The organism is Paraburkholderia sp. BL17N1 (genome assembly GCF_003634175.1).
GTDB lineage: Bacteria > Pseudomonadota > Gammaproteobacteria > Burkholderiales > Burkholderiaceae > Paraburkholderia.
This window is the reverse complement of record NZ_RBIW01000002.1, coordinates 1,401,611-1,421,499: the sequence shown is the minus strand read 5'-3', so window position 1 is coordinate 1,421,499 and position 19,889 is coordinate 1,401,611. Positions and strand designations below refer to the sequence as shown.

The window sequence follows — 19,889 nt, the reverse complement described above, 5'->3', positions numbered from 1 at the left end:
TTAAATGACGCCGAGTTCGCGGCCGACGCGCGCGAATGCATCCACCGCGCGGTCGATCTGTTCGGGCGTATGGGCGGCGCTCATCTGCGTGCGAATGCGCGCGCGGCCCTTCGGCACGACCGGGAACGAGAAGCCGATCACGTACACGCCTTCTTTCAGCAGTGCGTCGGCCATTTTTGAAGCAAGTTGCGCGTCGCCGAGCATGACCGGAATTATCGGATGTTCGCCGGGCACGAGCGTAAAGCCTAGCGCGCTCATTTTGCTGCGGAAGTGCGCGCCGTTTTCGCGCACACGTGCGCGCAGTTGCGCGCCTTCTTCGCTCGCCAGCAGTTCAAGCACTGTCAGCGAAGCGGCGGCGATGCTCGGTGTCAGCGTGTTCGAGAACAGATAGGGACGCGAGCGCTGCCGCAGCAACTCCACGATCTCCTTGCGCGCGGCCACGTAGCCGCCTGATGCGCCGCCGAGCGCTTTACCCAGCGTGCCGGTAATGATGTCGACGCGCGACAGCACGCCGCAATGTTCCGGCGTGCCGCGCCCATGTTCGCCGACAAAACCCACCGCGTGCGAATCGTCGACCATGACGAGCGCGCCGTAACGGTCGGCTAGATCGCAGATGCCGGCGAGATTGGCGATGATGCCGTCCATGGAGAACACGCCGTCGGTCGCGATCAGTGTGAAGCGTGCGCCCGCGGCCTTCGCTTCGATCAGTTTCGCTTCGAGATCGGCGAGATCGTTGTTCTTGTAGCGAAAGCGCTTCGCCTTCGAGAGCCGCACGCCGTCGATGATGCTCGCGTGGTTCAGCTCGTCGCTGATGATGGCGTCGTTTTCGTCGAGCAAGGTTTCGAACAGACCGCCGTTTGCATCGAAGCAACTGGAGTAGAGGATGCAATCGTCGGTTTGCAGAAACGCGGCGAGCGCGTGCTCCAGATCCTTATGCACGGTTTGCGTGCCGCAGATGAAACGCACGGACGCCATGCCGAAGCCGTCGTTGTCGAGGCCTTGCTTGGCGGCATCGATCAGCCGCGCGTCGCCGGCGAGGCCGAGGTAATTGTTCGCACAGAAGTTCAGCACGTCGGTGCCGTTAGCCAGACGAATGTCAGCCGATTGCGGGCTGGCGATCACGCGCTCGTTCTTGTAAAAGCCGTCAGCGCGAATCTGCTCGAGGGTGCCGCGCAGATGGGCGAGGTAAAGGTCACGCATGAACCAGACTCCTGAAATGGGTGATGGCGCCTGTGTCAGCGTGTTCGGCATGTGCGACCACGAGGCGGCCTGTTATAGTCGGCTGTCAGTTTTATCGGATATTTTCGTTTTTCCGAACTAAAATCCGGTATGTCGAACAACTCTAAACGATGGGTCAGGAAATGGCAAGTTCGGGTATCCGCCGCGCCGCAGTCAACGCGGCGCCCACTTCAGGCGTAATGTCGGTGCCGGCAGTCGCGGCGCCGCCGCGCGTCGGCGAACAGATTCAGCGTTTGCGCGCCGAACGGCGCATGACGCTCGACGATCTGTCGCGCGCGGCCGGCGTGTCGAAATCGATGCTCTCGGAAATCGAGCGCGACAAGGCCAATCCGACCATTGCGGTAGCGTGGCGTCTGACCAATGCGCTCGGCGTCAGCCTGGATTCGCTGTTTGCGCCGCAAAAGACGCCGGAAGCGATCGCCGTCTCCGGCCCGCACGAGATTCCCACGTTGAGTGGGCACGACGCCAGGTATCAGTTACGCGTGTGGGGGCCGATCGAGCTGGCCGGCAAGTTCGAATGGTACGAGTTGACGCTGCAGCCGGGCGGGGCGCTGGTGTCGAACGCGCACGAACCCGGCACGCGCGAGCATCTGACCGTGCTGCAAGGATCGATCGAAATCGAGGCGGCAGGCGCAACGAAGCGGCTGAAGTCAGCGGACACCGCGCGGTATGTCGCCGATGAGCCGCACGCGATCCGCAACGCCGGTAAGGGCGAGGCGAAGGCGCTGCTGGTGGTGATCCACGGCTGATTTTTCGGCGCACTGTGGCTAGCAGTTGGCGGAATCGACACTTCGGCTGAGGTTGCATCCGACACTGTATATTTGTACAGTACAGGGTATCGACTGGAGCCGATCATGAACAACCTGACAACCGACTCGACCGACCATGCTCTGGCCGCGCTGCGCTATCAAACCGCGGCCCGCGATCTCGAACGAATCGTGCGCAATATTGCTACGCGCTACATCGTTCAGGAGGTGCCGCTCAGCTGGCGTCTGCTGCATGCCATCGAGGCCGAAGCGCTGGCTGACCTCGGCTTCGCCAGCCGGCACGACGCAGTGATGCTTGGCCTTTTTCAGCGTCCGTCCGATCTGCCGTATCCGGAAACGGACGAGGCGGTGGATTTCGGAACGTCCACGGCACTGCCTGCGGTGTTCGCCTTCGCGGTCAGTGCTTATGAGGAGGCGGCACGTCGCGCTGCGCAACCGTCGTCGGAGAACGCGCCTCTCAAACGTGCACGCGCCTGGGGCGACTGACCGACAGCTGCATTTCCATCGGTTGCCACCTACAATGCGTGCAACTAACAGAAAGAAAGCTCATGTCACCTCCCCACCTGACCGACTCGGTCCCACGTCCTGCGCCGTCCACCGATCTCTTCGATCAGCAACGTGAAGACTGGCGTCGCGATCCGCAAATCGCTTTCGACGCATGGCTTGCCAAGCAGCATTTCCGCCGTTCCTCCGCTGAGGTCTACCAAGCGCAATGGGGGCTTTTTCTCGAATGGCTGAGCGTGCGCCAGAAAAGTCTCGTCACTGTCGATGCTCATGCGATTGCCGAGTTCGTCGCTGGTCTCGACGTTAAAAAGACTCAACGTGTACGGTATTTGCGGCTGATCGAACGGGTGCTCGATCATGTGCGCGAAATCGAATCCGCTTCGACCAATCCGGCGCGCTTCATTGCTCAGGATGGCGAAGCAGCGTGGCGGAACGCGCGCGATAACGAGCCGACCGGCTTTCTCAGTCACGCGGAAAGAACGACGCTGATTGCGCATCTGTTTTCGCCGTTACCGGATTTGTCCGCGGCGCAACGTTGGAGGGAGCGGCGCGACCGCGCTTTGATCGCTGTGTTTTTAGGTGGCGGGTTGAAGACGGGCGAGGCCGCAGCGCTTACGGTTAGTTGCGTGAATGCCGGAACGCCCTGGGTGACGATCGAGTCAGCCAACCCGATGCTCACACGGCGTACCCGGCTCGCGCCGTTCGCCGCGGCGATTCTCGACGCGTGGCTGGCGGAACGGCGGCTCTCGGAACTGGCCGGCAATCTGGTGTTTCCCGCATCGCCTTCCGGAAGGCCCATGCATAAAGCCACCATGCTGCGCGCGGTCGACGCCTTGGTCGACGGAGCCGGGATCGCCGAGTCGCGGGCGTCGCGAGCCAGTCCGCAAACATTGCGGAATACGTTCGCGGCGGATCTGTTCGAAAGTGGCGTCGGGGCGGAACTGGTCGGACAATGGCTGGGATTTGTTCAGGCGGTGTCGGCTAACCGTCTGTACCGAGCATGGCAAAACTGGATGGATCAGCAGGATTCTCCCGCCGCCGACGTTCCGGATCCAGCGGTCACGCCCTTACCCGCACCTAGACGCGACGGGCGTTTGACGAGGAATGGGGGAGCCGGCGAGCCCTGAAATTCCTCACCTTTCGGGTCCCGAATTTCCTCACCTTTGCCGATTTATCCGCTATTGCACCGCGTCAAACGTCACGCCGACGCCGCAATCGGGGTCGCCGGACAGAAACCGGCTAACCGCCTCCAGCCTCGATTCGCCAAGACCCGACGAGTGATCGCACTCGGGACATTGCAGTTCGAAGCGGTGATTCACTTGCGACAGTTCCGGCTCACCTTCCTCACATTTTGGGCACCGCAGCGGAAGGGCGACGTGACCATCCGCGGCCGTGCCGATCGCCCTCAATTCGTCGCCCGTCAAGCGTCCGGCTTCGACTAGCGAGCAGAGCAGATTCGCAATCGCCGGATCGATCCCCTGTTGACCGCGCAAAACAGCGACTTCTTTCGTGAGCCTATCTACTTCATCCGATTGCTCGCGCAGTTGGGCGTCGAGTCGGTCGCCGCGCGCCTTGGCCGCGGCGATCTGCTGAATAAACTCAAATTCCTTGCGACTCGCGTCGCGCACCCCCGACTGGTAAGTGGCCGCCATGCTGCGCAACGAATCGAGCTCGACCAGCATCGGCTTGACGCGTCGCTCGGCTTCGGCGACAGCGTCCTTGATCTGCTGCGCATAATGTTCGGTGCTTTGGCGCAATTCGACGTGCAATGCGTCGATCCGGTCTCTCAGCGTCGCGTTGTTCGCGAATTCGTTGTCGAGCCGTTGACGAAGCGCTTCGTTTTCGTGATCGAGCCGGCGCACCGTTGCCTGTAAACCTTCCTGATGAGCATTTCCGTGCGTGGCGGCGTTCGACAACTCGGTCTCGAGCGCGCGAACACGTTCCCAAGCAGCCTCGGCTCGCAACTCGCTGCGCTTGATCGCGTCTTCCGATGCTTGCTGGCGAATTTCCGCGTCTCGAGCGCGCTGGTCAGCGGCGGCGACTTGCGCACGAATTTCCTCGCGCTCGTCGTCGAACGTAGTGCGCGCATGTGAGACGGCTTCTTCAAAAAGTGCACCTAGCAATTCGCCGGCACGATCCTCAAGTGCTTTCGGGATAGCACCTGCGCCGACTTTCACACGCGACACATTCCGGATGCGCTCCCAGAAGTGGTCGATGTCCTTTGGAATGTCGCTCGCGCTACCGGTCTGGGTCAGATCACGAACCGTGGCCATGGACGGGCGAATGCCCAGATCAAAAAACAACCGTTTGCATGCGTGCAGCGAAAGTTCTTGCCGCCGCGCTCCGTTGGCTCGCAGCACTTCCAGCTCGTCCCGAATGGATTGCCGTTCCTGATCCAGATTCATGTATGCCTCGATGTCGCTCGGAATTGGATGAATCATAACAAGTTACGTAATGTTTGCTACGTATTTGTTGGTTGAGGGTACGGAATGGAGAAAAGGGCTGTCTTGCTACCAAACGTGAGGCGGCGGATTTGTGCTAGCGGGTTTTTTCCGTGAAACAAAACGAAGAATAGCCAATAACTTGTTGTAAAGAAAAGGCTTTTAAAGCCTTTACGACGATCGCGCACTGTTTCACGGACGCGTCGTCTCGGCTGCGTGGGTTGAAGGCTTTGTCCGAAGGACACGCGGGGGAGATTCTAGAGAGTAATAAAAGTAAACACCTTTGAACCCATGTTAAAAACGTTAACGCCACGGCAAAGCCTTACCTGGCAAGGACTTCAGCCCGGTAAGGTGAAGCTTTGCGGGAGAGGTGGTGAGGTCTTGCGGGAATGTCGAGTGATGAGGTTCGGGGGCCTTGGTGAGCGGGTCCGGGACAGAACGTGAGCGGGTTCAGGAACCACCCCAAAAGTGCGGCTCAACCAAAGGTGAGTTTTTGCAGGAGCTGAATGCCGTGGATCGCCGGACAGCGCTCGACGGTCAGTTTGAGGCGTAGCCTGGGCGAGGGTGAGCGCTTTCGGGATGTGGTTGCCTCCCTGTTTTGGGCTGTATTTTGAGCTGGTTAACCCTATTGGTGAGCCAAGTCGGGAGAAAACGCGAACCGAAGGTGAGGCTTTACGGGGTAAGGCGGCGTTTTTGCCTTATTTCTGTGCATTTCGATGCCCAAGGTGAGAGTTTTCGGGAGCGGGCCGGGTTTTTGTCATGAACGTCGGGGTCAGCGCCGATGAGTGGCTCGATGGCCGTGGTCCAAAGGTGAGGAAATTCGGGAGGCGGGTTTTGCGCGGTCTGCCGTCCGTGAAATGCACCTGATCTGGGTCAAAGGTGAGATTTTTCAGGAGGTGTTTGGGAGCTTGACGATCGTTCAGGTGAGGAAATACGGGACCAAAATGGCTTTTATCGGCCGGAAAGGCCCTGCTGACGCTGTCAGAGTCACTTGCATTTAACGGTCGCGGAAATCGAACGGTGAGATTTTTCAGGACTGCGGCGGTCGCGAGCGGAAATGGCTGATTCCTCTGAGATGGGTCTTGAGGTGAGGTTTTTCGGGAGCGGTCGCGGTCGATGGTGCCGAGGTGCAATTCCTAAGTCATTGAAAATATGGAATATTATTGTCGTGAGTTACAAAGGTGAGGTTTTTCGGGGGCACGTAACTGAGGTGATGCGAGACCCTCTGATGCCGCTATGGTGAGGTTTTTCGGGACGGTTTTTTGGTGCTTTCGGAGCACAAGTCGTCTGAAGGCCGCGTCGTTCCGAGCGCTCCGCCAGTCTTGAGGTGAGATTTTTCGGGGGGTATGAGCGGGTTAAACCGACCCATTGGCTCAAGACGCCGTACTTGAAGTTCGTCTGAGGCCGTTGCGCAAGTGGTAGTTGCATCGAAGCACAAACCTCAGGCGGAGTCGAAACAGGCTGGGCACGTGGTTGGAAGGCTTGCGACGCCTGCAGTGAGATCGCTCGTGGGGTGCGGATGCCCTTACGTCTGAGCCGTAGTGTAGGTGCGGTCCCACCAACGCGGGCAAGGCTTGTAGCTGTGTTCAGCCCTTGGCGTGGAGGCGCACGTATCGGCGAGGCGTTCCTCGTCAACGCTGCATCGATTCGGCCGTTCGCGCGTTCGCGCGTTGGCGTCTCGCAATCGCGCTGGTCGGCCGCCGTCCTCCAGTCAAACGATGCTCAAAACTTGTCCCTCGGTTTGATCGGCCATACGAGGACTTAGTCCGTAGCGGCACACCCGTCAAAATTCACCAGGTTTTTTTGAGGTGAGAAGATTCGGGACTGAATGGCCCTCGTTCGCACTTGCAGCAGAAATGGTCTGAAATTGCCAGGCCCGCGACCTGCAAGGACGGCCCGAACCTGGCGCCAAATGGCTGAGGTGAGGGTTTTCGGGAGTTGCTCGAGGTGAGTCGCGTCTCGTAAACTCGCTTCACCCGCAACGGTGAGATCCACGCTATAGACGCGTATCACCGCAGCCGGTATGCTCTCGCCAAATCCCTCCTCGACCCGACGCATGGCCACGAAGCGCGCGAAGAAGACCGACGTAGTCAGCCCGAGCTCGGCCGAATTGCGCAAAGCCGTCGAGGCGATCGCGATTCAGCCCAAGAGCGGGAAAATCACGCTCCTTACCCGTAAGCTGTTCAACGTGCTTCTCGCCGTGGCTCAACAAGCGGACGAATCCGGCGACACGTATCGGGCCTTGCTGTCCGACATCGTCGCGAACTCCGCGTTTGATTCCAACGACACCGCACTCGTCAAGGAGCACTTGCGGCGCATGGTGTCGGTGCAGGTTGAATGGAGCACGGGCACGTCCAGTCAGAAGCCGGGCCGGAAATGGGGTATTTCCACGCTGATTGCCGACGCGGAAATTCTCGAAGACCCGACCACCCGCCGTGTCTGGGTGGAGTTCTCGTTTGCGCCGAAGATCAAGAAAAAGCTGCTCGATCCGGTTCAGTACGCCCGCCTGAGTCTCCAGTTCCAAAGCCAGCTGCGCAGCAGCGCGGGCCTCGCGCTGTACGAGATTTGCGTGCGCTATCTGACGAATCCGAGCCATTTGACAATGCGCGAGACGTGGGAATGGTGGCGCCCTATCCTCTCCGGCACGCCGGACACGGAAGCGGGCGATGAAGCGAAGCGCGAATACAAGTACTTCAAGCGTGATTACTTGCGCCCGGCCATCGCCGAGGTCAACGCGGTCACCAACATCTTTGTCGAACTGATCGAACATCGCGAAGGGCGGCGGGTCGCCGAGATCCAGTTCCGCGTGACCGAACGCAAGCAGCCGATGCTCGCGCTCGACGAACATCCGAACGTGTTCGACAGCACGCTGGTCGACCGGATGGTGAAGATCGGCATCCCGCTGAAGGAAGCGCAAACGCTCTACGCGGACAGCGAAGAAAATCGCATTCGCGCCGCACTCCAGATGACCGAGCAACGCATGCGCAGCACGTCGCTGCCGCCGGTGCGCAGCGCGCCGGCGCTGTTCAAGGACGCGTTGAAGAAAGGTTACGCGCCGCCGGTCGAAGCGCTGCCGTCAGGTACTGGCGGCAAGGCTGCGGTTGCCGCGCCGGCCGACGACCTCAAAGCGCGCCTGCTAGGAGAGTATTCGGCGTATCGCCGCAAGGAAGCGCGCGAGTTGTACGACGAACAAGGCGAGTCCGAGCGGGATATCGCGCGGCAGTCGTTTGAAGAAGATGAATTGCCGGGACTCGGCACGCACATGCGCGATGACTGGCGTCGTCGTGGGCTGGATTCGAAGATCGTCGAAACGGCATTCTTCGATTGGCTGGCTCGCAAGACCTGGGGCGAGCCCACCGACGGTGATCTGCTTGCCTTCACGCTGAGCCAATCGCGCGCGGCGTAATTACTGGTGGGGCGCGGCTATCGGCTGCCGGCCCCATCGTTCTACCAGTCTTTCCTACTTCAACATCTTCTCAATCTGGCGAAGGATGTCATCACGCTTTTCACGCGTGAGCCCCTTCAAGCGCAGTTCGATTCGATCATCCCCATACGATTTGAGATCGCCGACAGACACGCCGTCGAGTTTGATTTCCAGACGCTGAGCGTAGCGTTGACGGCCCGCAGGTTTGGTGCTTTCCTGGGCGGTCGCTCTTCCCTTGACGATGTCCGCGACTTGCCGCGTACTCAGGTCGTCCGAGAGGATCTTGTTGATCAGGCGTAGCGTTGCATCGGCGCCGCGCGCAGTGTGATAACGACCCACCTGATACGCCATGTTCGAGCCAAAGCGGTCCGGTCGCGCGACCATCTCGTGCATGACGACCTCAGGCAATTTGGCGATCGACAAGGCGACTGCAACGGTGGACTCGTCTAGCCCGAGGTGTTCGGCAAGTTCCTTCTGACTCTGGAAATGCCGGTCGTCGAGAAAGCGCTTCCATACAACCGCGTTGTCGAACACCGTCTGCGAATCGCGCTGGACGTTGAGGTCGTAGCCAAGCTTGTAGCTCTGGATACCGATCGGCAGATCGATGACGATCGCCTTCACCGTTTCCTTGTTCGCTTCTTTCAGCGCCCGTACCCGTCGCCCGCCATCGCTGACGTAGTAGGTGCCGGGATTGTCGTAATCCGGGATGACATGAATCGCCTGCTGCTGGCCCTGCTTCGCCAGATTGACAGCGAGTTCGGCAATCGACGACTTGAGGTAGAAGTGCCGCGGATTGAACGGACTCGGCTTGATCGTCTTCAGCGGCAGATCGATCACCTGGCCCGGTCGGTAGCCGTGCTCGTTGCGCCACGTGCGATAGGCCGCCGATTCATTGGCGGCGTCAACGTCGTCGACTTCGGCAACGCTCTGCGACGGCATGACGGGCGCGATGGTGCGTCTCACCGCGTCGCTACTCTTCGGATCATTCTTGACCAGGCCGTCGATAGCATTCAGTCGATCGAGGGCGGTTCGCTTTTCGCTGCTGGTTGAATCAGGACGTGCTTGAAAGCCTTTGGCGAATTGGGAGGGTTTCATTCAGGGTCCTTTATGCGCATAAATTTCACGGGAGCAAGGCGGCGATCTCATTCGCGCACGCCCGTACTTCGATGGCAGCCAGTTTGGCGCCGCGATCATTCATCTGAAGCACTGTCTGGCCCAACGCCATGGCCTGCTTGTAGGCCTCTCGTGTTGGGATCTGTGTCTTGAGCAACGGGAAGCCGAGCTCCTCCAACGCGCGCTTCAGTTCGCGCGTCAGCATCCGTTTTTCTTCAGTCTTGTTGAGGAGGAAGACTGCACGCAGATCTTCGTTCATCACCTGAGCCTGCTGGACGAGCTTCACCAACCCGATGCTTGACCAGTAGTCGGCGGGGGATGACGAGGTGGGAATCACCGCGACGCTCGCGGCGAGAAGGACGACGCCGGAGACTTTCTCGGTGATAGAAGGCGGGCAGTCGACGACGATGATGTCGTAGTCAGACACGAACTTCTTGATCTCCCGATGAATCTGGCTGCCTGCTTCGGACAGGTTGACGACGGGAAACGGGATACCGGTGTCGCCGTCGGATGATGCACTGGCCCAGTGGATCAGCGTGTTTTGACCGTCTGCGTCTACGACGAGGACGCGTTTGCCTTTCTCATGAAACGCAGCGCCGAGGTGCATCGCGATTGTGCTCTTCCCGACCCCGCCCTTTTGCTGTGTTACCGCGATGATTTCCGCTGCCAATCTTCACCTCCTCTTTTTAGACGCAGATGGATTTTACCTGGATGAATTTGTATATCAATCGTTTTTGTGTAAACGCGAGAAGGATTAGCCGTTCGGGATAGGTTTATGCGCATAAAGAAGGGAGTCGCGCGGCGCTCTGCCGCAGCTGAGGGTGGCCAACGGCCACTAAGGGGCGATGTGTTGGCCGACCGGCCCCGCGGCGCTTGTTGCGCGCTTCAGTGATCCGATTGGCTGCGGATTGACAGCCGCTCAAACGTTCGGCGGACTCAAGCGGTTTTGTGCGCGCGGCGCCAAACCACTTGCACGTGGACAGTGTCCGGATCGCTGTGTCTGACGGTCGGACGTAGTCGGTTATGTGATATGCGTCAGCGGTGAATGCGCGATAGGCCGGCGGAATTGGCCTCAAGATTTATGCGCATAAAGTCGTCGCGGCACCCTGCTTTGACGATCTGTTCGCCCAACAGCGCGCCGGCCTGGTAGCTCAGAGCACCGAAGCGGTTCGCAAGCGTCGAAGCGAGCCAAGCCGAGTTGCCGGAGATCTGGCGCCAGACAAGCCCACAAGCGCTGGCGACGTTCGTAGACGGGCGTGCTCCGACGGGAAAGCGTGACGCTTGAGACACGGGTAATCGCAGAATGCCGGTCGCACGGTTTATGCGCATAAACTGCGAAACGGAAGTGTGAGAGATCGGCGCGCCGTACAACACGCAGGCGCCGCTTTGCCAACCTATTGACCAATCAATCGAACCGGTGGGCTGTTCGCGGGTCCGTGCCTTCGCGTCGCACCCTGTCGGGACTGCTCAAGTTGCGTCACGCCCTGGGTGATTGACAGAACCCAGTGTGGCCCGCCGCGCCCAGCACCATTCGCAGCCGAACGACAAATCCAAAAACGAAGCAAATAGAAGAAGCGCCTCCTCCACGCGAAGACTCAGCCCAGCGTGGACATCACGCTCGTCACGCGATTACGCAATCGTCTCGCACCCGAATCCGCATCAACCGCGCACCGTGCAACCGGCAAATACAAAACCTCCACCGCAACGCATCGATCAGCCAACTCCGCACCCGCTAAAATCCCACCCAACTGCCGCCGCGCACACGTGCCTCCAAACCACCCCGCAAACCCATGATCACGATCTACCACAACCCCCGTTGCTCGAAATCGCGCGCCACCTGCGAGCAAATCGCGACCTCCTACAACAGCGCAAACGAAGCCACAGAAATCGTCGAATACCTGAAGCATCCACTCACAGCGAAACAACTCAAGCAACTCAACGTTCAACTAGGCTGCACCGTCCGTGAAATGCTTCGCGATAGCGAAGCCGAATACAAGGAACTTCAGCTCTCCGACACGGCATTGACCGACACTCAGTTATACGAAGCTTTGGCAAAACATCCGATCCTTCTGCAACGGCCGATCGTCGTGCGAAACGGGCGAGCCGTAATCGGTCGCCCGCCGGAAAACGTTGCCGCGTTATTCGCCTGAATGGCGTGACACAGCGCTCAAATCGAAGCAGAGTGCCAAGCTAGCAAACTACACTTTGCTATCTGGCAACGCCGCATCCCTGGTCACGATCTTCGTCGGAATGATGCGCAACTCGCTGAAGGTATCGGCGATACGTTGCTGTTCCGCAAGCACGTTCGCATCGACGGGTTTATACACGTGTGCATAGTGCCGCAAACCCGCTTCGATCACGCCCGCGTCCAGACCCTGAATCGGCGCGAGCTGCGCGGCGGCCTCGCTGTAATGCCCGCGCACCCAAGCGCCTTCTTTGCCCACTTCGTCCATCGTGATCGCGAGCACATTGGCGTTCCGTTCCGCGAACGACCGCGCGCTCAGGAAGAACTGGTGATGGCTCACAATGCCGTCGGCGTCCGTCAGCAGGCGCGCGTTCGACTGACGCTTCGCCGCTTCGAGAAACGGATCCCAGATCGCCCATGCATCGATCGCCCCGCGTTCGAAGGCGGCGCGCGCATCCGCCGGCGCCAGATAGACCGGTTGAATCTCGCTGTACTTCACGCCGGCTTTCTGCAGCGCGGCGACCAGAAACCAGTGAACATCCGAACCTTTGTTGAAGGCGATTTTCTTGCCCTTCAGATCGGCCAGCGTTTTGATCGACGCATCCTGATGCACGAGGATGCCTTCGGCATGCGGCGTCGGGACCTCATAGGCGACGTAGACGAAATTCGCGCCGGCAGCCTGCGCGAACACGGGCGGCGCCTCGCCGACATAGCCGAAGTCGATGGCGCCGACATTCAGTCCTTCCAGCAACTGCGGTCCGGCAGGAAACTCAGTCCATTTGACGGTAATGCCGAGCGGCGCAAGCCGTTTTTCGAGCGTGCCGTGCGCCTTCAGTAATACGAGCGTATTGGCGGCTTTCTGATAACCGATGCGAAATTCCTGTGCGTGCGCTTCGGCGGCAAAAACGGACGTGGAGATGACGGGCAGCGTGGCGGCGGCGAACGTTGCGCCCGCGCCGGCAATGAACGAGCGGCGCGTGAACAGCGGATGACGTGACATAGGAAGGCTCATGAAAAAGACGGGCGCAAAACGGACCGATTGGCTCCGACGATAATTCGTATGCAAGCCTGGACGAACCGATTAATTCGCATAAGCAAATCACGCGGATAAAACGAAGCAGGACGGACTGTGTTTTGCCTGCCTAACTGCGTCGATTCTGAAGCGGCCGCTACAATTCGTCATCCGCGCCCGGCCGCAGCTGCGTCATTCGACAAAAAGGAACACCGTGCATCTGACGACAACACTCGCCCCGTGGTCATCCCACGACACCCAGCTCATTCTGTCGTGCGTGCTCGGACTCGCACTGATCATCGTTTTCATCAGTGTGTTGAAACTCGCGCCGTTCCTGTCGATTCTGGTCGGCACGTTCGCCGCGGGTTTTGCAGCCGGCCTGCCGCTGGAGGCCGTCGCCAGTGCATTCAGTAAAGGCGCCGGTGCGCTGCTCGGTGACGTCGGCATCATCATTGCGCTCGGCGCCATGCTCGGTGCGCTCATGGCCGAATCCGGCGCGGCCGACCGGCTCGTCTCGACCATTCTCAAACACTCCACGCCACGCACGCTGCCTTGGATGATGGCCGTCGTCGCGCTGATCATCGGCTTGCCGCTCTTCTTCGAAGTCGGCCTCGTGATGATGGTGCCGATCATCTTCGTGATGGCGCGCCGTTCGCAGCAGCCGATCCTGCGCATCGCGATTCCGGCGCTGGCCGGCATGACCACGCTGCACGCACTCCTGCCGCCGCATCCGGGCCCGCTGATCGCGGTAAGCGCGCTGCATGCCGATCTCGGCCTGACGCTTGGCCTCGGACTGATCGTTGCGATTCCCGCCGTGATTCTCGCGGGCCCGCTGTATGGCATCTGGTTGTCCAAACGGATGCACGTCGTCGAGCCGGAGGAAATGGGCAAGCTCTTCAGCGCCAAACAAGACACCGGCGAGCCGCCGAGTTTCGCGATCTCGCTCATCACGATCCTGTTGCCCGTCGTGTTGATGCTAGGGCGCACGGTTGCCAAGCTGCTGCTCCAGCCCGAAACGTTCCTTTTCAACACGCTGAATTTTCTCGGTGAGCCGCTGATCGCGCTCGGCCTCACCGTGCTGTTCGCCGTGGTGGCGCTGGGATGGTCGCGGGGCATGGCGCGTGAGCGCGTCGGCGGGATTCTGCGCAAGAGCTTGCCGCCGATCGCCGCGCTGCTGCTGACCATCGGCGCCGGCGGCGGTCTGAAGCAGGCGCTCGTGGTGGCCGGCATCAGCTCGACCATCGGCAAGATCGCGGTCGGCGCGCACATGCCGCTGATTCTGCTGGCGTGGTTGATCGCCGTCGCGCTGCGCCAGGCGACGGGCTCGGCAACGGTCGCCACGACGACAACTGCCGGCATCGTCGCGCCGGTCGTCGCCGGCCTGAGCACGACGCACAATTCGCTGATGGCGCTCGCCATCGGCGCGGGTTCGGTGTTCTTCTGCCACGTGAACGATGCGGGCTTCTGGATGGTCCGCGAGTATTTCGGCCTGCAATTGAAACAGACCGTGCTGGTCTGGTCGGTGTTGCAGACGATCGTGTCCGTCGTCGGCCTCGCGCTCACGCTGGTGTTGTGGACCGTGCTGACTTGACGCCGCATGAGGCTGTCGCGGCGATGGCAGGAATTGATGCGCGGCTGTCCATTCCGGGCGGCCGGCGCCGCTTACACTGCCCGGCAAGCGAACTGCGGTCCCGCAGCGCGCCTCCCTGAAAACGCGGAGCCACCATGCTAGAACTGAGACCGTCCTGTGAAGGATGCGGCAAGTCACTGCCACCGAACGCGTCCGATGCCATGATCTGCACGTACGAGTGCACCTTCTGCGAAATGTGTGCGCTCACTACGCTGCGCAATATCTGTCCGAATTGCGGCGGTAATTTCCAGCATCGACCGGTTCGCACGCGCGCGCAGCTTGAGAAACATCCGGCCGGTACCACCCCGCATCCCGTTTCGATCGATGAAGCGTCGCACGCGCGTTTCTTCGAGCGTTATCGGGACACGCCGCCCGGCGAGCGCTAGCTCAGATGGCGCGCTCACACGCGCTGTGACACCAAAGCACGACGCATCTCGCGTGCCGTACTCGCCGTGCGCTTCAATCGTCGTTATTCACCGCACCCGGCGCCGCGATTCCGCTGACCGTATGCGCCGCCACGCGCAGCAGACGGATCTGCTTTCGGTAATTGCGGCAGCCACTGCAGGTCGGCAGATGCAGACGGATCGCGACCCACTCGCCGGTCGTCAAGGAGCGGTCGAGCGCGTCGGACAACAAGCGCGTGATGTGCTTACATTTCCCCATTTGCGTCCTCGCTGGATAGGCCCTTTTCGCTCAGGCAAGTGCGCAAGCGCAGCCGCGCGCGGTAGATCAGCACGCTGCAATGATTGGCGGTCATCTGCAATTCAGCGCAAATCGCCTCGGTCTCGAGATCGAGGAATTCGCGCATCATGAACACGCGTCCGATGTGCTCAGGCAAACGTTCCAGACACATCTCGAACAAGGTCCAGAACTGTTGCTGACGCAGCACGGTTTCAGGCGTCGGCCACGGGCGCGGCTTGCTTTCGCGCGACCAATGCCCGTTGTCTTTGAACAAATCGCGATCGAGCAAGCCTTCACCGTCGAGCTCGGACTCGAGCGCCGACAGGTTGATCGTGCGTCGCCGGGCGCGCAGGGTGTCGACGAGTTTGTGCCGCAGGATGCCGAACACCCAGGTCTTGTGTTCCGATTGCGCGGCGAATCGGTCGGCTTGCGTCCATGCCGCGGCGAGCGCTTCCTGGACGGCGTCTTCCGCGGCGGCGGCATCGCGCAGTTGCAAACGGGCGAAGCGCACCAGATCGCGTCGCAGTTGCGTCAGATAAACGGGATCGTCGAGCGCCGGCGCGCCTACTTGCGCCATGGACGACCCCGTCGGCGCAACGCTTTCTCGCGCATGTTTTTTGTTGGATGGTAGCGATACATAAGCGGGTGTTTGTCCTCGCACTGTGGCTGAGCGTGTGCGCCATTCTCCCGCGAGCGCGTGCGCAATCGAATCGGTATTGAACATAAGCCCGACCTTGAGCGATGACCAGACCCAGTTAGTCGCACCACGCGTACCGTTATGACAGCAACAATAGATTATTGCGAAAATTGAAATCGCATCGCTAGCAGTGCCAGCGGCGCACGGCTGTACAAGGAATGCCCGCCGTCGATAGAGGCTCGAACCTGCACAGGCCAACCGGCCGAATTATTTCATGAATTGAAATAAAGTCTTATTGTCTTCGCTGTTTTTCAGCCGCCGATCAGTCGATATTCTTCAGTCCATCGATCGCCCCAGATCGCGAACCAAACGCTGAGGAGCAGCACCATGAAACGCATTCTTTCCGCCCTGATCGCATCCGTCGCCCTGTTTGCCGCCGCTTCCGGCGCTGCTCACGCTGCCGCTCCGTCGCAATGCAACGGCCCGGCCTCGTACTGCAACGTGTTCTTCGGCAACTGATCGGCTGGCGGGCGCGGACCCGTCGACGAGGAAGCTTCCGAAGTCAAGAAGAAGGGCGCCAATGGCGCCCTTTCGCTTTTGAGCCAGAAAAACCAGGCCACGACTCGATGCTAGCCTAAGTATCCCGCCCGGTGAGGCAAGCGCTCCAACCAACCCGGCAACTGCCATCAGCCGAAGAAATCCAGAAAGACAGGGTCCAGGGACGCGGCACATCTCACGAGCGGAAAACAATACCCGGCACTCCGAAGCAACACTCGCGCCCGGCACGCAAATGCATTCAATGGTGACCCTACTAACGTGTTACAGTGGGTCAACAGCTTGCAGTCCTCCTGCGCCTACGCGCAGTCTCTGACGCAAACGCCTCGCATCACAGCGCCCTGAACCGAAAAGGGTCCCTTCCTCCAAAGCAGCTTCGCGGTGTCGTCAACCTGGCCTATTGAATCGGCCGTTCTTTACGCGCATCGTCGATCAACACCAGGTTTCGCTGGTACGCCGCGTTTTGTTGGGCATGCGCCCGGCAACCGAACCACGTTCCACGAAAGCGTTCACCGGAGACGAGCATCATGGGCAATACAATCAGAAGTTATCGAGGTCTCGAGATCTATCCGTTGGTCTATCCGCACCAGCCAAGCGGTCTCGACGGCATCCGCCACTACGATTCGGGCTTCGATGCCGCCGTGCGAATCTGCCGGCGCGGCACCGACGACACAATGACCAGCAGCCGCGTGTTTCGCGTGCCGAGTCGTTCGCCGTTCGGCGCGGCTGGCGACGCGCGCATTGCTTCAACCAGCTACGCAGAGCAGGTTATCGACGGCATGGTTGCCGGCCAGTCGATCGCCGGACTCTGATGCGCGCGCCAATGGCAAGCCAAGCTACCAGGCGCTCGCAGAGCGCGAATCTTCCCGCCCTCACGGGGCGCGCGAACTATCAAGTGATGGCGTCCTCGCGCCGCACTTCGAGCGGCACCTTGCCGACGCTGAAAGTGATTCGCTTGAGCGACGAACGGGTCATCTACCCGTTCCGGGGGCACGCCGACATGCCCTTTTTCGAAGACGCCGCAGCGGCGCAGTCGTTCGCCGAAGCCTATGGCTGGCAGTTGGTAGATGGCGACATTGCTGTGCCGGAATGACTTACTGTAAGCGGGACGAGGCAATCTCGTGACGCAACCGCGGTAGAGCGGCAAGACACAACGCCACAACGTGAGTGGCCGGGCAAGTCGCCACTCCGCCGCCGCAAGCCACCAAACGCAAGCGCAGCGTAACGGCGCAACGTGCCAAGCCCGCCGCGCTGCCGGCGACTAAATCTTCCCGCCGCCATCCATGCCGCTGCTGCGGCGCCACACGTCCTTGCCACGTTCGGACAACTCGCCGCTGCTATGCGTGGCGTCCGCCGCTGTACCGTCGACGGCCATCTCGCCCCCGGCCTGCTCCTGCGCCCGCTGCTTTTCCTTCTTACGAGCGGCGACTGCTTCATCGTGGGATTTACCTGCGTAATTCGAAGTCATGACCTTATCCTCCAGCAATTAAGCGCGCTGACGCGGCGCACGCGACCGGTCATTTATGCCTGACGCATCGATTTCTGTCGAAACAGGGCGGTAGCAGACACCCTTTTGCCTCAAAACGTCTTAGGCCGAAAGCATGCTTGATTGACAAGGCAAAAGTACCAGTTATCCACAAAGTTATTCAGAGAATCTGTGGATAACTTTGTGCGATAGAAAGTTATCCACAGCGCGCCTCCAGTCGTACGTGCCCCAAAAGTCTTGGCGCTGCTATTTTGGTGCCGCCGTCCCCGCCCGCCTGGGTTTTGCCTATGATGGACAGTTCGTACCCTTTTGCGCGTCGAGCGCCTTACACAAGGAAGCGAATCATGGCTTATCACATTGCAGTCGTCGTCGGCAGCTTGCGGCGGGAGTCGTTCAACCGGCAGTTGGCGCAAGCCGTGATTTCACTGGCGCCGCCCGACTTCACCTTCGAATTCATCGATATCGGTTCATTGCCCCTCTACAGCCAAGACTACGACGCCGACTACCCGGAAGCGGGCAAGCATTTGAAGCAGCGCATTGAAGCGGCCGACGGCCTTCTGTTCGTCACCCCCGAATACAACCGCTCCATGCCCGGCGTGCTGAAAAATGCGCTGGATTGGGGTTCCCGCCCGTGGGGCACCAACTCCTGGGGCGGCAAACCCGGCGCGGTGATCGGCATATCGGTCGGCGCGACCGGTACGGCGTTGGCGCAACAACATCTGCGCAACGTGCTGGCATATCTGGATGTCGCGGTACTCGGGCAACCCGAGGTGTTCATCAAGCACGACCCCGCGGTTATCAACGAAAAAGGCGAGATATTGAACGACGGTACGCGCAAGTTTCTGCAGACTTTCATGGATCGCTACGTTGCGTGGGTCAAACATCGGGGCGCCGCTTAAAAGCGCCCGGACGGCAACGTTGCGAGAGAGAAGCAAGCTGATCGCGCGGCTGAAGGCGGCGGCATGCCGTAACCGTACGGCCTGCCGCCGCGATCGCTTTCATGCTCAGACGTGATGATGTCCCGTCACCCGCTCCCAGCCGTGACGCACCGCTAGCTTGAAGCGCTCCCAGGTGCTATCCGGCGACGTGCTTTCCCAATGGCGCCGTGCTTCCGGTTCGACGTCGTCCCACGGCTGGTCGCGGTAGCGCATGTCCTTGCCGATCTCCGCGCCGTAGCGGTACGCCGGTACATAGTCTTCGTAACGCGCGTTTTCGGCGGCGTACTGTTCGTCGTAGTGCGCGCGGAAATCTTCCTCGTACTCGAGATACTCGTTCGGCATCTGCGCACCTAAGCCGGCGTGCGGCTGTCCCGCTTCGGAAACGACTTCGGACGGCTGCATGACCGCGCCCGAACCCGGCATCGACCCGGCGGCGATCGCGCTACGACCCGCGTCGCCGACCAGCGGATCCGTCACCGGTTCGTTGATCGGATCCGTCACAGGCCGTTCGCTGAGCGGCGGCGGCACGAACGGCTCGGCGTCGGTGCTTCCGGGCGGCACTGCGTATCGCGGGTCGGCCATCGTGGCGGGCCGTCCTGTCGCCGCCGCGTCCGCGGCGGCTGCGGTCGCGGCTTGCTTCGGGACGCTCGATGTACGCGGCGTGCCCGGCGTCGCCGCGCCGATGCCCAGTTCATCAAGGACAGAATGCTCGCGTCCGGTTTCGTCGACCGGCGCGTCCCAATCGGGAGCGCGCTCGCCGATGTCGGTCGCGCCGAGTCTCGTCAAAGTATCGCGAGCGAGGTCCGCGTGAGCTTCGCTCACCGCGTTGACGCACACCAGCACCGCGCCGCGGCGGACGGCTTCGGTGTAGCGTGCCGTTTCCGTTGAGCGTGGACCGCTTGCAAACAGGCTCGACAGGAAGCGCTCGATATTCGCCAGCACGCCCGAACCGGCAACTTCGTCAGTGGCGGAGCCGACCGACGGTTCCGGATTCGCCTGCAATTCGATCGTTTCGCGGCCGAAACCTGTCTGGACGAGCGAATCGCGCGCTGCTTCCGCTTGCGCGTAGGTGTCGAATAAACCAATCACGGTGTGTCGCATGGCTGTCTCCCGACGTATTTAGGCACAACGGACGACGCATTGGCGCGCCGCCCTCCATGCCCTGTTTCGCCGCAAAGATCATGCCGGGCCGCGTGCGGCGGGCCTGCGCGCCCGCTGCCGCCTACTCGCGCGCGGCGTCGGCAAAGAAAGCGCGGCGTAAGCGCGCCGCGCTTTTA

Annotated in this window: 20 protein-coding genes; 11 read left to right on the top strand and 9 right to left on the bottom strand. The window is 60.6% G+C overall.

What is annotated here, in order from left to right:
• Positions 1 to 1,200, bottom strand: a complete 1,200-nt coding sequence (locus tag B0G82_RS26345; RefSeq protein WP_121309554.1) for a glycine C-acetyltransferase — start codon at positions 1,198 to 1,200, stop codon at positions 1 to 3.
• A gap of 218 nt (positions 1,201 to 1,418) precedes the next feature.
• Here B0G82_RS26345 and B0G82_RS26340 point away from each other — a divergent pair, with 218 nt between their 5' ends.
• The 3 genes from B0G82_RS26340 (at position 1,419) to B0G82_RS26330 (ending at position 3,637) form a co-directional block, all read left to right on the top strand.
• A complete protein-coding gene (locus tag B0G82_RS26340; RefSeq protein WP_241975009.1) occupies positions 1,419 to 1,988 on the top strand; it encodes an XRE family transcriptional regulator in 570 nt (189 codons plus the stop codon).
• Positions 1,989 to 2,093: 105 nt separating this feature from the next.
• Entirely contained in the window at positions 2,094 to 2,492 is a 399-nt protein-coding gene (locus B0G82_RS26335; RefSeq protein WP_116146624.1) for a DUF2471 family protein, read from the top strand.
• A 62-nt stretch (positions 2,493 to 2,554) separates the two neighbouring features.
• Positions 2,555 to 3,637 carry a tyrosine-type recombinase/integrase gene (locus tag B0G82_RS26330; RefSeq protein ID WP_121309553.1) on the top strand — a complete coding sequence of 361 codons (1,083 nt, stop codon included), beginning with the start codon at positions 2,555 to 2,557 and terminating at the stop codon, positions 3,635 to 3,637.
• A 51-nt stretch (positions 3,638 to 3,688) separates the two neighbouring features.
• Here B0G82_RS26330 and B0G82_RS26325 read toward each other — a convergent pair whose 3' ends face one another.
• On the bottom strand, positions 3,689 to 4,915 hold the full coding sequence (locus tag B0G82_RS26325) for a DNA-binding protein (protein ID WP_121310860.1): 1,227 nt from the start codon (positions 4,913 to 4,915) through the stop codon (positions 3,689 to 3,691).
• A 2,092-nt stretch (positions 4,916 to 7,007) separates the two neighbouring features.
• Between B0G82_RS26325 and B0G82_RS26320 the strand changes: the two genes are divergently transcribed.
• Positions 7,008 to 8,357, top strand: a complete 1,350-nt coding sequence (locus B0G82_RS26320) for a replication initiation protein (RefSeq protein ID WP_106281512.1) — start codon at positions 7,008 to 7,010, stop codon at positions 8,355 to 8,357.
• Positions 8,358 to 8,411: 54 nt separating this feature from the next.
• Here the strand turns inward: B0G82_RS26320 and B0G82_RS26315 are convergent, their stop codons facing one another.
• Both B0G82_RS26315 and parA read right to left on the bottom strand, forming a co-directional pair.
• The gene (locus tag B0G82_RS26315; RefSeq protein ID WP_121309552.1) at positions 8,412 to 9,470 is read right to left on the bottom strand and encodes a ParB/RepB/Spo0J family partition protein; all 1,059 of its coding nucleotides are present in this window, start codon (positions 9,468 to 9,470) and stop codon (positions 8,412 to 8,414) included.
• Between the two features lie 25 nt (positions 9,471 to 9,495).
• Positions 9,496 to 10,158: a ParA family partition ATPase gene (gene parA, locus B0G82_RS26310; RefSeq protein ID WP_012428795.1), complete on the bottom strand. Its 663-nt coding sequence runs from the start codon at positions 10,156 to 10,158 to the stop codon at positions 9,496 to 9,498.
• 1,120 nt (positions 10,159 to 11,278) lie between these two features.
• Between parA and arsC the strand changes: the two genes are divergently transcribed.
• Complete coding sequence (gene arsC / locus B0G82_RS26300; protein ID WP_121309550.1) at positions 11,279 to 11,638, top strand: arsenate reductase (glutaredoxin); 360 nt, start codon at positions 11,279 to 11,281, stop codon at positions 11,636 to 11,638.
• A gap of 48 nt (positions 11,639 to 11,686) precedes the next feature.
• On the opposite strand, the gene B0G82_RS26295 is transcribed toward arsC, so the two are convergent.
• Complete coding sequence (locus B0G82_RS26295) at positions 11,687 to 12,673, bottom strand: sulfonate ABC transporter substrate-binding protein (RefSeq protein WP_121309549.1); 987 nt, start codon at positions 12,671 to 12,673, stop codon at positions 11,687 to 11,689.
• A 226-nt stretch (positions 12,674 to 12,899) separates the two neighbouring features.
• Here B0G82_RS26295 and B0G82_RS26290 point away from each other — a divergent pair, with 226 nt between their 5' ends.
• Both B0G82_RS26290 and B0G82_RS26285 read left to right on the top strand, forming a co-directional pair.
• Positions 12,900 to 14,276 (top strand): gluconate:H+ symporter, encoded by a 1,377-nt coding sequence (locus B0G82_RS26290; RefSeq protein ID WP_116122776.1) that lies wholly within the window; start codon positions 12,900 to 12,902, stop codon positions 14,274 to 14,276.
• Positions 14,277 to 14,410: 134 nt separating this feature from the next.
• On the top strand, positions 14,411 to 14,701 hold the full coding sequence (locus tag B0G82_RS26285) for a DUF1272 domain-containing protein (protein WP_121309548.1): 291 nt from the start codon (positions 14,411 to 14,413) through the stop codon (positions 14,699 to 14,701).
• A gap of 73 nt (positions 14,702 to 14,774) precedes the next feature.
• Here B0G82_RS26285 and B0G82_RS26280 read toward each other — a convergent pair whose 3' ends face one another.
• On the bottom strand, positions 14,775 to 14,978 hold the full coding sequence (locus B0G82_RS26280) for a zf-HC2 domain-containing protein (RefSeq protein WP_106281500.1): 204 nt from the start codon (positions 14,976 to 14,978) through the stop codon (positions 14,775 to 14,777).
• Positions 14,965 to 15,573, bottom strand: a complete 609-nt coding sequence (locus B0G82_RS26275) for an RNA polymerase factor sigma-70 (protein WP_106281498.1) — start codon at positions 15,571 to 15,573, stop codon at positions 14,965 to 14,967. Before B0G82_RS26275 ends, B0G82_RS26280 begins: the two co-directional genes overlap by 14 nt.
• A 447-nt stretch (positions 15,574 to 16,020) precedes the next feature.
• Between B0G82_RS26275 and B0G82_RS41120 the strand changes: the two genes are divergently transcribed.
• The 3 genes from B0G82_RS41120 (at position 16,021) to B0G82_RS26265 (ending at position 17,281) form a co-directional block, all read left to right on the top strand.
• Entirely contained in the window at positions 16,021 to 16,152 is a 132-nt protein-coding gene (locus B0G82_RS41120) for a hypothetical protein (protein WP_013341997.1), read from the top strand.
• Between the two features lie 563 nt (positions 16,153 to 16,715).
• Entirely contained in the window at positions 16,716 to 17,000 is a 285-nt protein-coding gene (locus B0G82_RS26270; protein ID WP_106281496.1) for a hypothetical protein, read from the top strand.
• Positions 17,001 to 17,011: 11 nt separating this feature from the next.
• Entirely contained in the window at positions 17,012 to 17,281 is a 270-nt protein-coding gene (locus tag B0G82_RS26265) for a DUF6723 family protein (RefSeq protein ID WP_241974842.1), read from the top strand.
• Between the two features lie 168 nt (positions 17,282 to 17,449).
• Here the strand turns inward: B0G82_RS26265 and B0G82_RS26260 are convergent, their stop codons facing one another.
• A complete protein-coding gene (locus tag B0G82_RS26260; RefSeq protein WP_121309547.1) occupies positions 17,450 to 17,656 on the bottom strand; it encodes a hypothetical protein in 207 nt (68 codons plus the stop codon).
• A 362-nt stretch (positions 17,657 to 18,018) separates the two neighbouring features.
• Here B0G82_RS26260 and B0G82_RS26255 point away from each other — a divergent pair, with 362 nt between their 5' ends.
• Positions 18,019 to 18,573, top strand: a complete 555-nt coding sequence (locus B0G82_RS26255; RefSeq protein ID WP_121309546.1) for an NADPH-dependent FMN reductase — start codon at positions 18,019 to 18,021, stop codon at positions 18,571 to 18,573.
• 105 nt (positions 18,574 to 18,678) lie between these two features.
• Here the strand turns inward: B0G82_RS26255 and B0G82_RS26250 are convergent, their stop codons facing one another.
• The gene (locus B0G82_RS26250) at positions 18,679 to 19,713 is read right to left on the bottom strand and encodes a hypothetical protein (protein ID WP_121309545.1); all 1,035 of its coding nucleotides are present in this window, start codon (positions 19,711 to 19,713) and stop codon (positions 18,679 to 18,681) included.
• Between the last annotated feature and the right edge of the window lie 176 nt (positions 19,714 to 19,889).

What these genes read in the sequence shown, in the direction of transcription:
- B0G82_RS26345 (WP_121309554.1), bottom strand. Translation starts at nt 1,200, where the DNA reads ATGCGTGACCTTTACCTCGCCCATCTGCGCGGCACCCTCGAGCAGATT.
- B0G82_RS26340 (WP_241975009.1), top strand. Translation starts at nt 1,419, where the DNA reads ATGTCGGTGCCGGCAGTCGCGGCGCCGCCGCGCGTCGGCGAACAGATT.
- B0G82_RS26335 (WP_116146624.1), top strand. Translation starts at nt 2,094, where the DNA reads ATGAACAACCTGACAACCGACTCGACCGACCATGCTCTGGCCGCGCTG.
- B0G82_RS26330 (WP_121309553.1), top strand. Translation starts at nt 2,555, where the DNA reads ATGTCACCTCCCCACCTGACCGACTCGGTCCCACGTCCTGCGCCGTCC.
- B0G82_RS26325 (WP_121310860.1), bottom strand. Translation starts at nt 4,915, where the DNA reads ATGAATCTGGATCAGGAACGGCAATCCATTCGGGACGAGCTGGAAGTG.
- B0G82_RS26320 (WP_106281512.1), top strand. Translation starts at nt 7,008, where the DNA reads ATGGCCACGAAGCGCGCGAAGAAGACCGACGTAGTCAGCCCGAGCTCG.
- B0G82_RS26315 (WP_121309552.1), bottom strand. Translation starts at nt 9,470, where the DNA reads ATGAAACCCTCCCAATTCGCCAAAGGCTTTCAAGCACGTCCTGATTCA.
- arsC (WP_121309550.1), top strand. Translation starts at nt 11,279, where the DNA reads ATGATCACGATCTACCACAACCCCCGTTGCTCGAAATCGCGCGCCACC.
- B0G82_RS26295 (WP_121309549.1), bottom strand. Translation starts at nt 12,673, where the DNA reads ATGTCACGTCATCCGCTGTTCACGCGCCGCTCGTTCATTGCCGGCGCG.
- B0G82_RS26285 (WP_121309548.1), top strand. Translation starts at nt 14,411, where the DNA reads ATGCTAGAACTGAGACCGTCCTGTGAAGGATGCGGCAAGTCACTGCCA.
- B0G82_RS26280 (WP_106281500.1), bottom strand. Translation starts at nt 14,978, where the DNA reads ATGGGGAAATGTAAGCACATCACGCGCTTGTTGTCCGACGCGCTCGAC.
- B0G82_RS26275 (WP_106281498.1), bottom strand. Translation starts at nt 15,573, where the DNA reads ATGGCGCAAGTAGGCGCGCCGGCGCTCGACGATCCCGTTTATCTGACG.
- B0G82_RS41120 (WP_013341997.1), top strand. Translation starts at nt 16,021, where the DNA reads ATGAAACGCATTCTTTCCGCCCTGATCGCATCCGTCGCCCTGTTTGCC.
- B0G82_RS26270 (WP_106281496.1), top strand. Translation starts at nt 16,716, where the DNA reads ATGGGCAATACAATCAGAAGTTATCGAGGTCTCGAGATCTATCCGTTG.
- B0G82_RS26265 (WP_241974842.1), top strand. Translation starts at nt 17,012, where the DNA reads ATGGCAAGCCAAGCTACCAGGCGCTCGCAGAGCGCGAATCTTCCCGCC.
- B0G82_RS26260 (WP_121309547.1), bottom strand. Translation starts at nt 17,656, where the DNA reads ATGACTTCGAATTACGCAGGTAAATCCCACGATGAAGCAGTCGCCGCT.
- B0G82_RS26255 (WP_121309546.1), top strand. Translation starts at nt 18,019, where the DNA reads ATGGCTTATCACATTGCAGTCGTCGTCGGCAGCTTGCGGCGGGAGTCG.
- B0G82_RS26250 (WP_121309545.1), bottom strand. Translation starts at nt 19,713, where the DNA reads ATGCGACACACCGTGATTGGTTTATTCGACACCTACGCGCAAGCGGAA.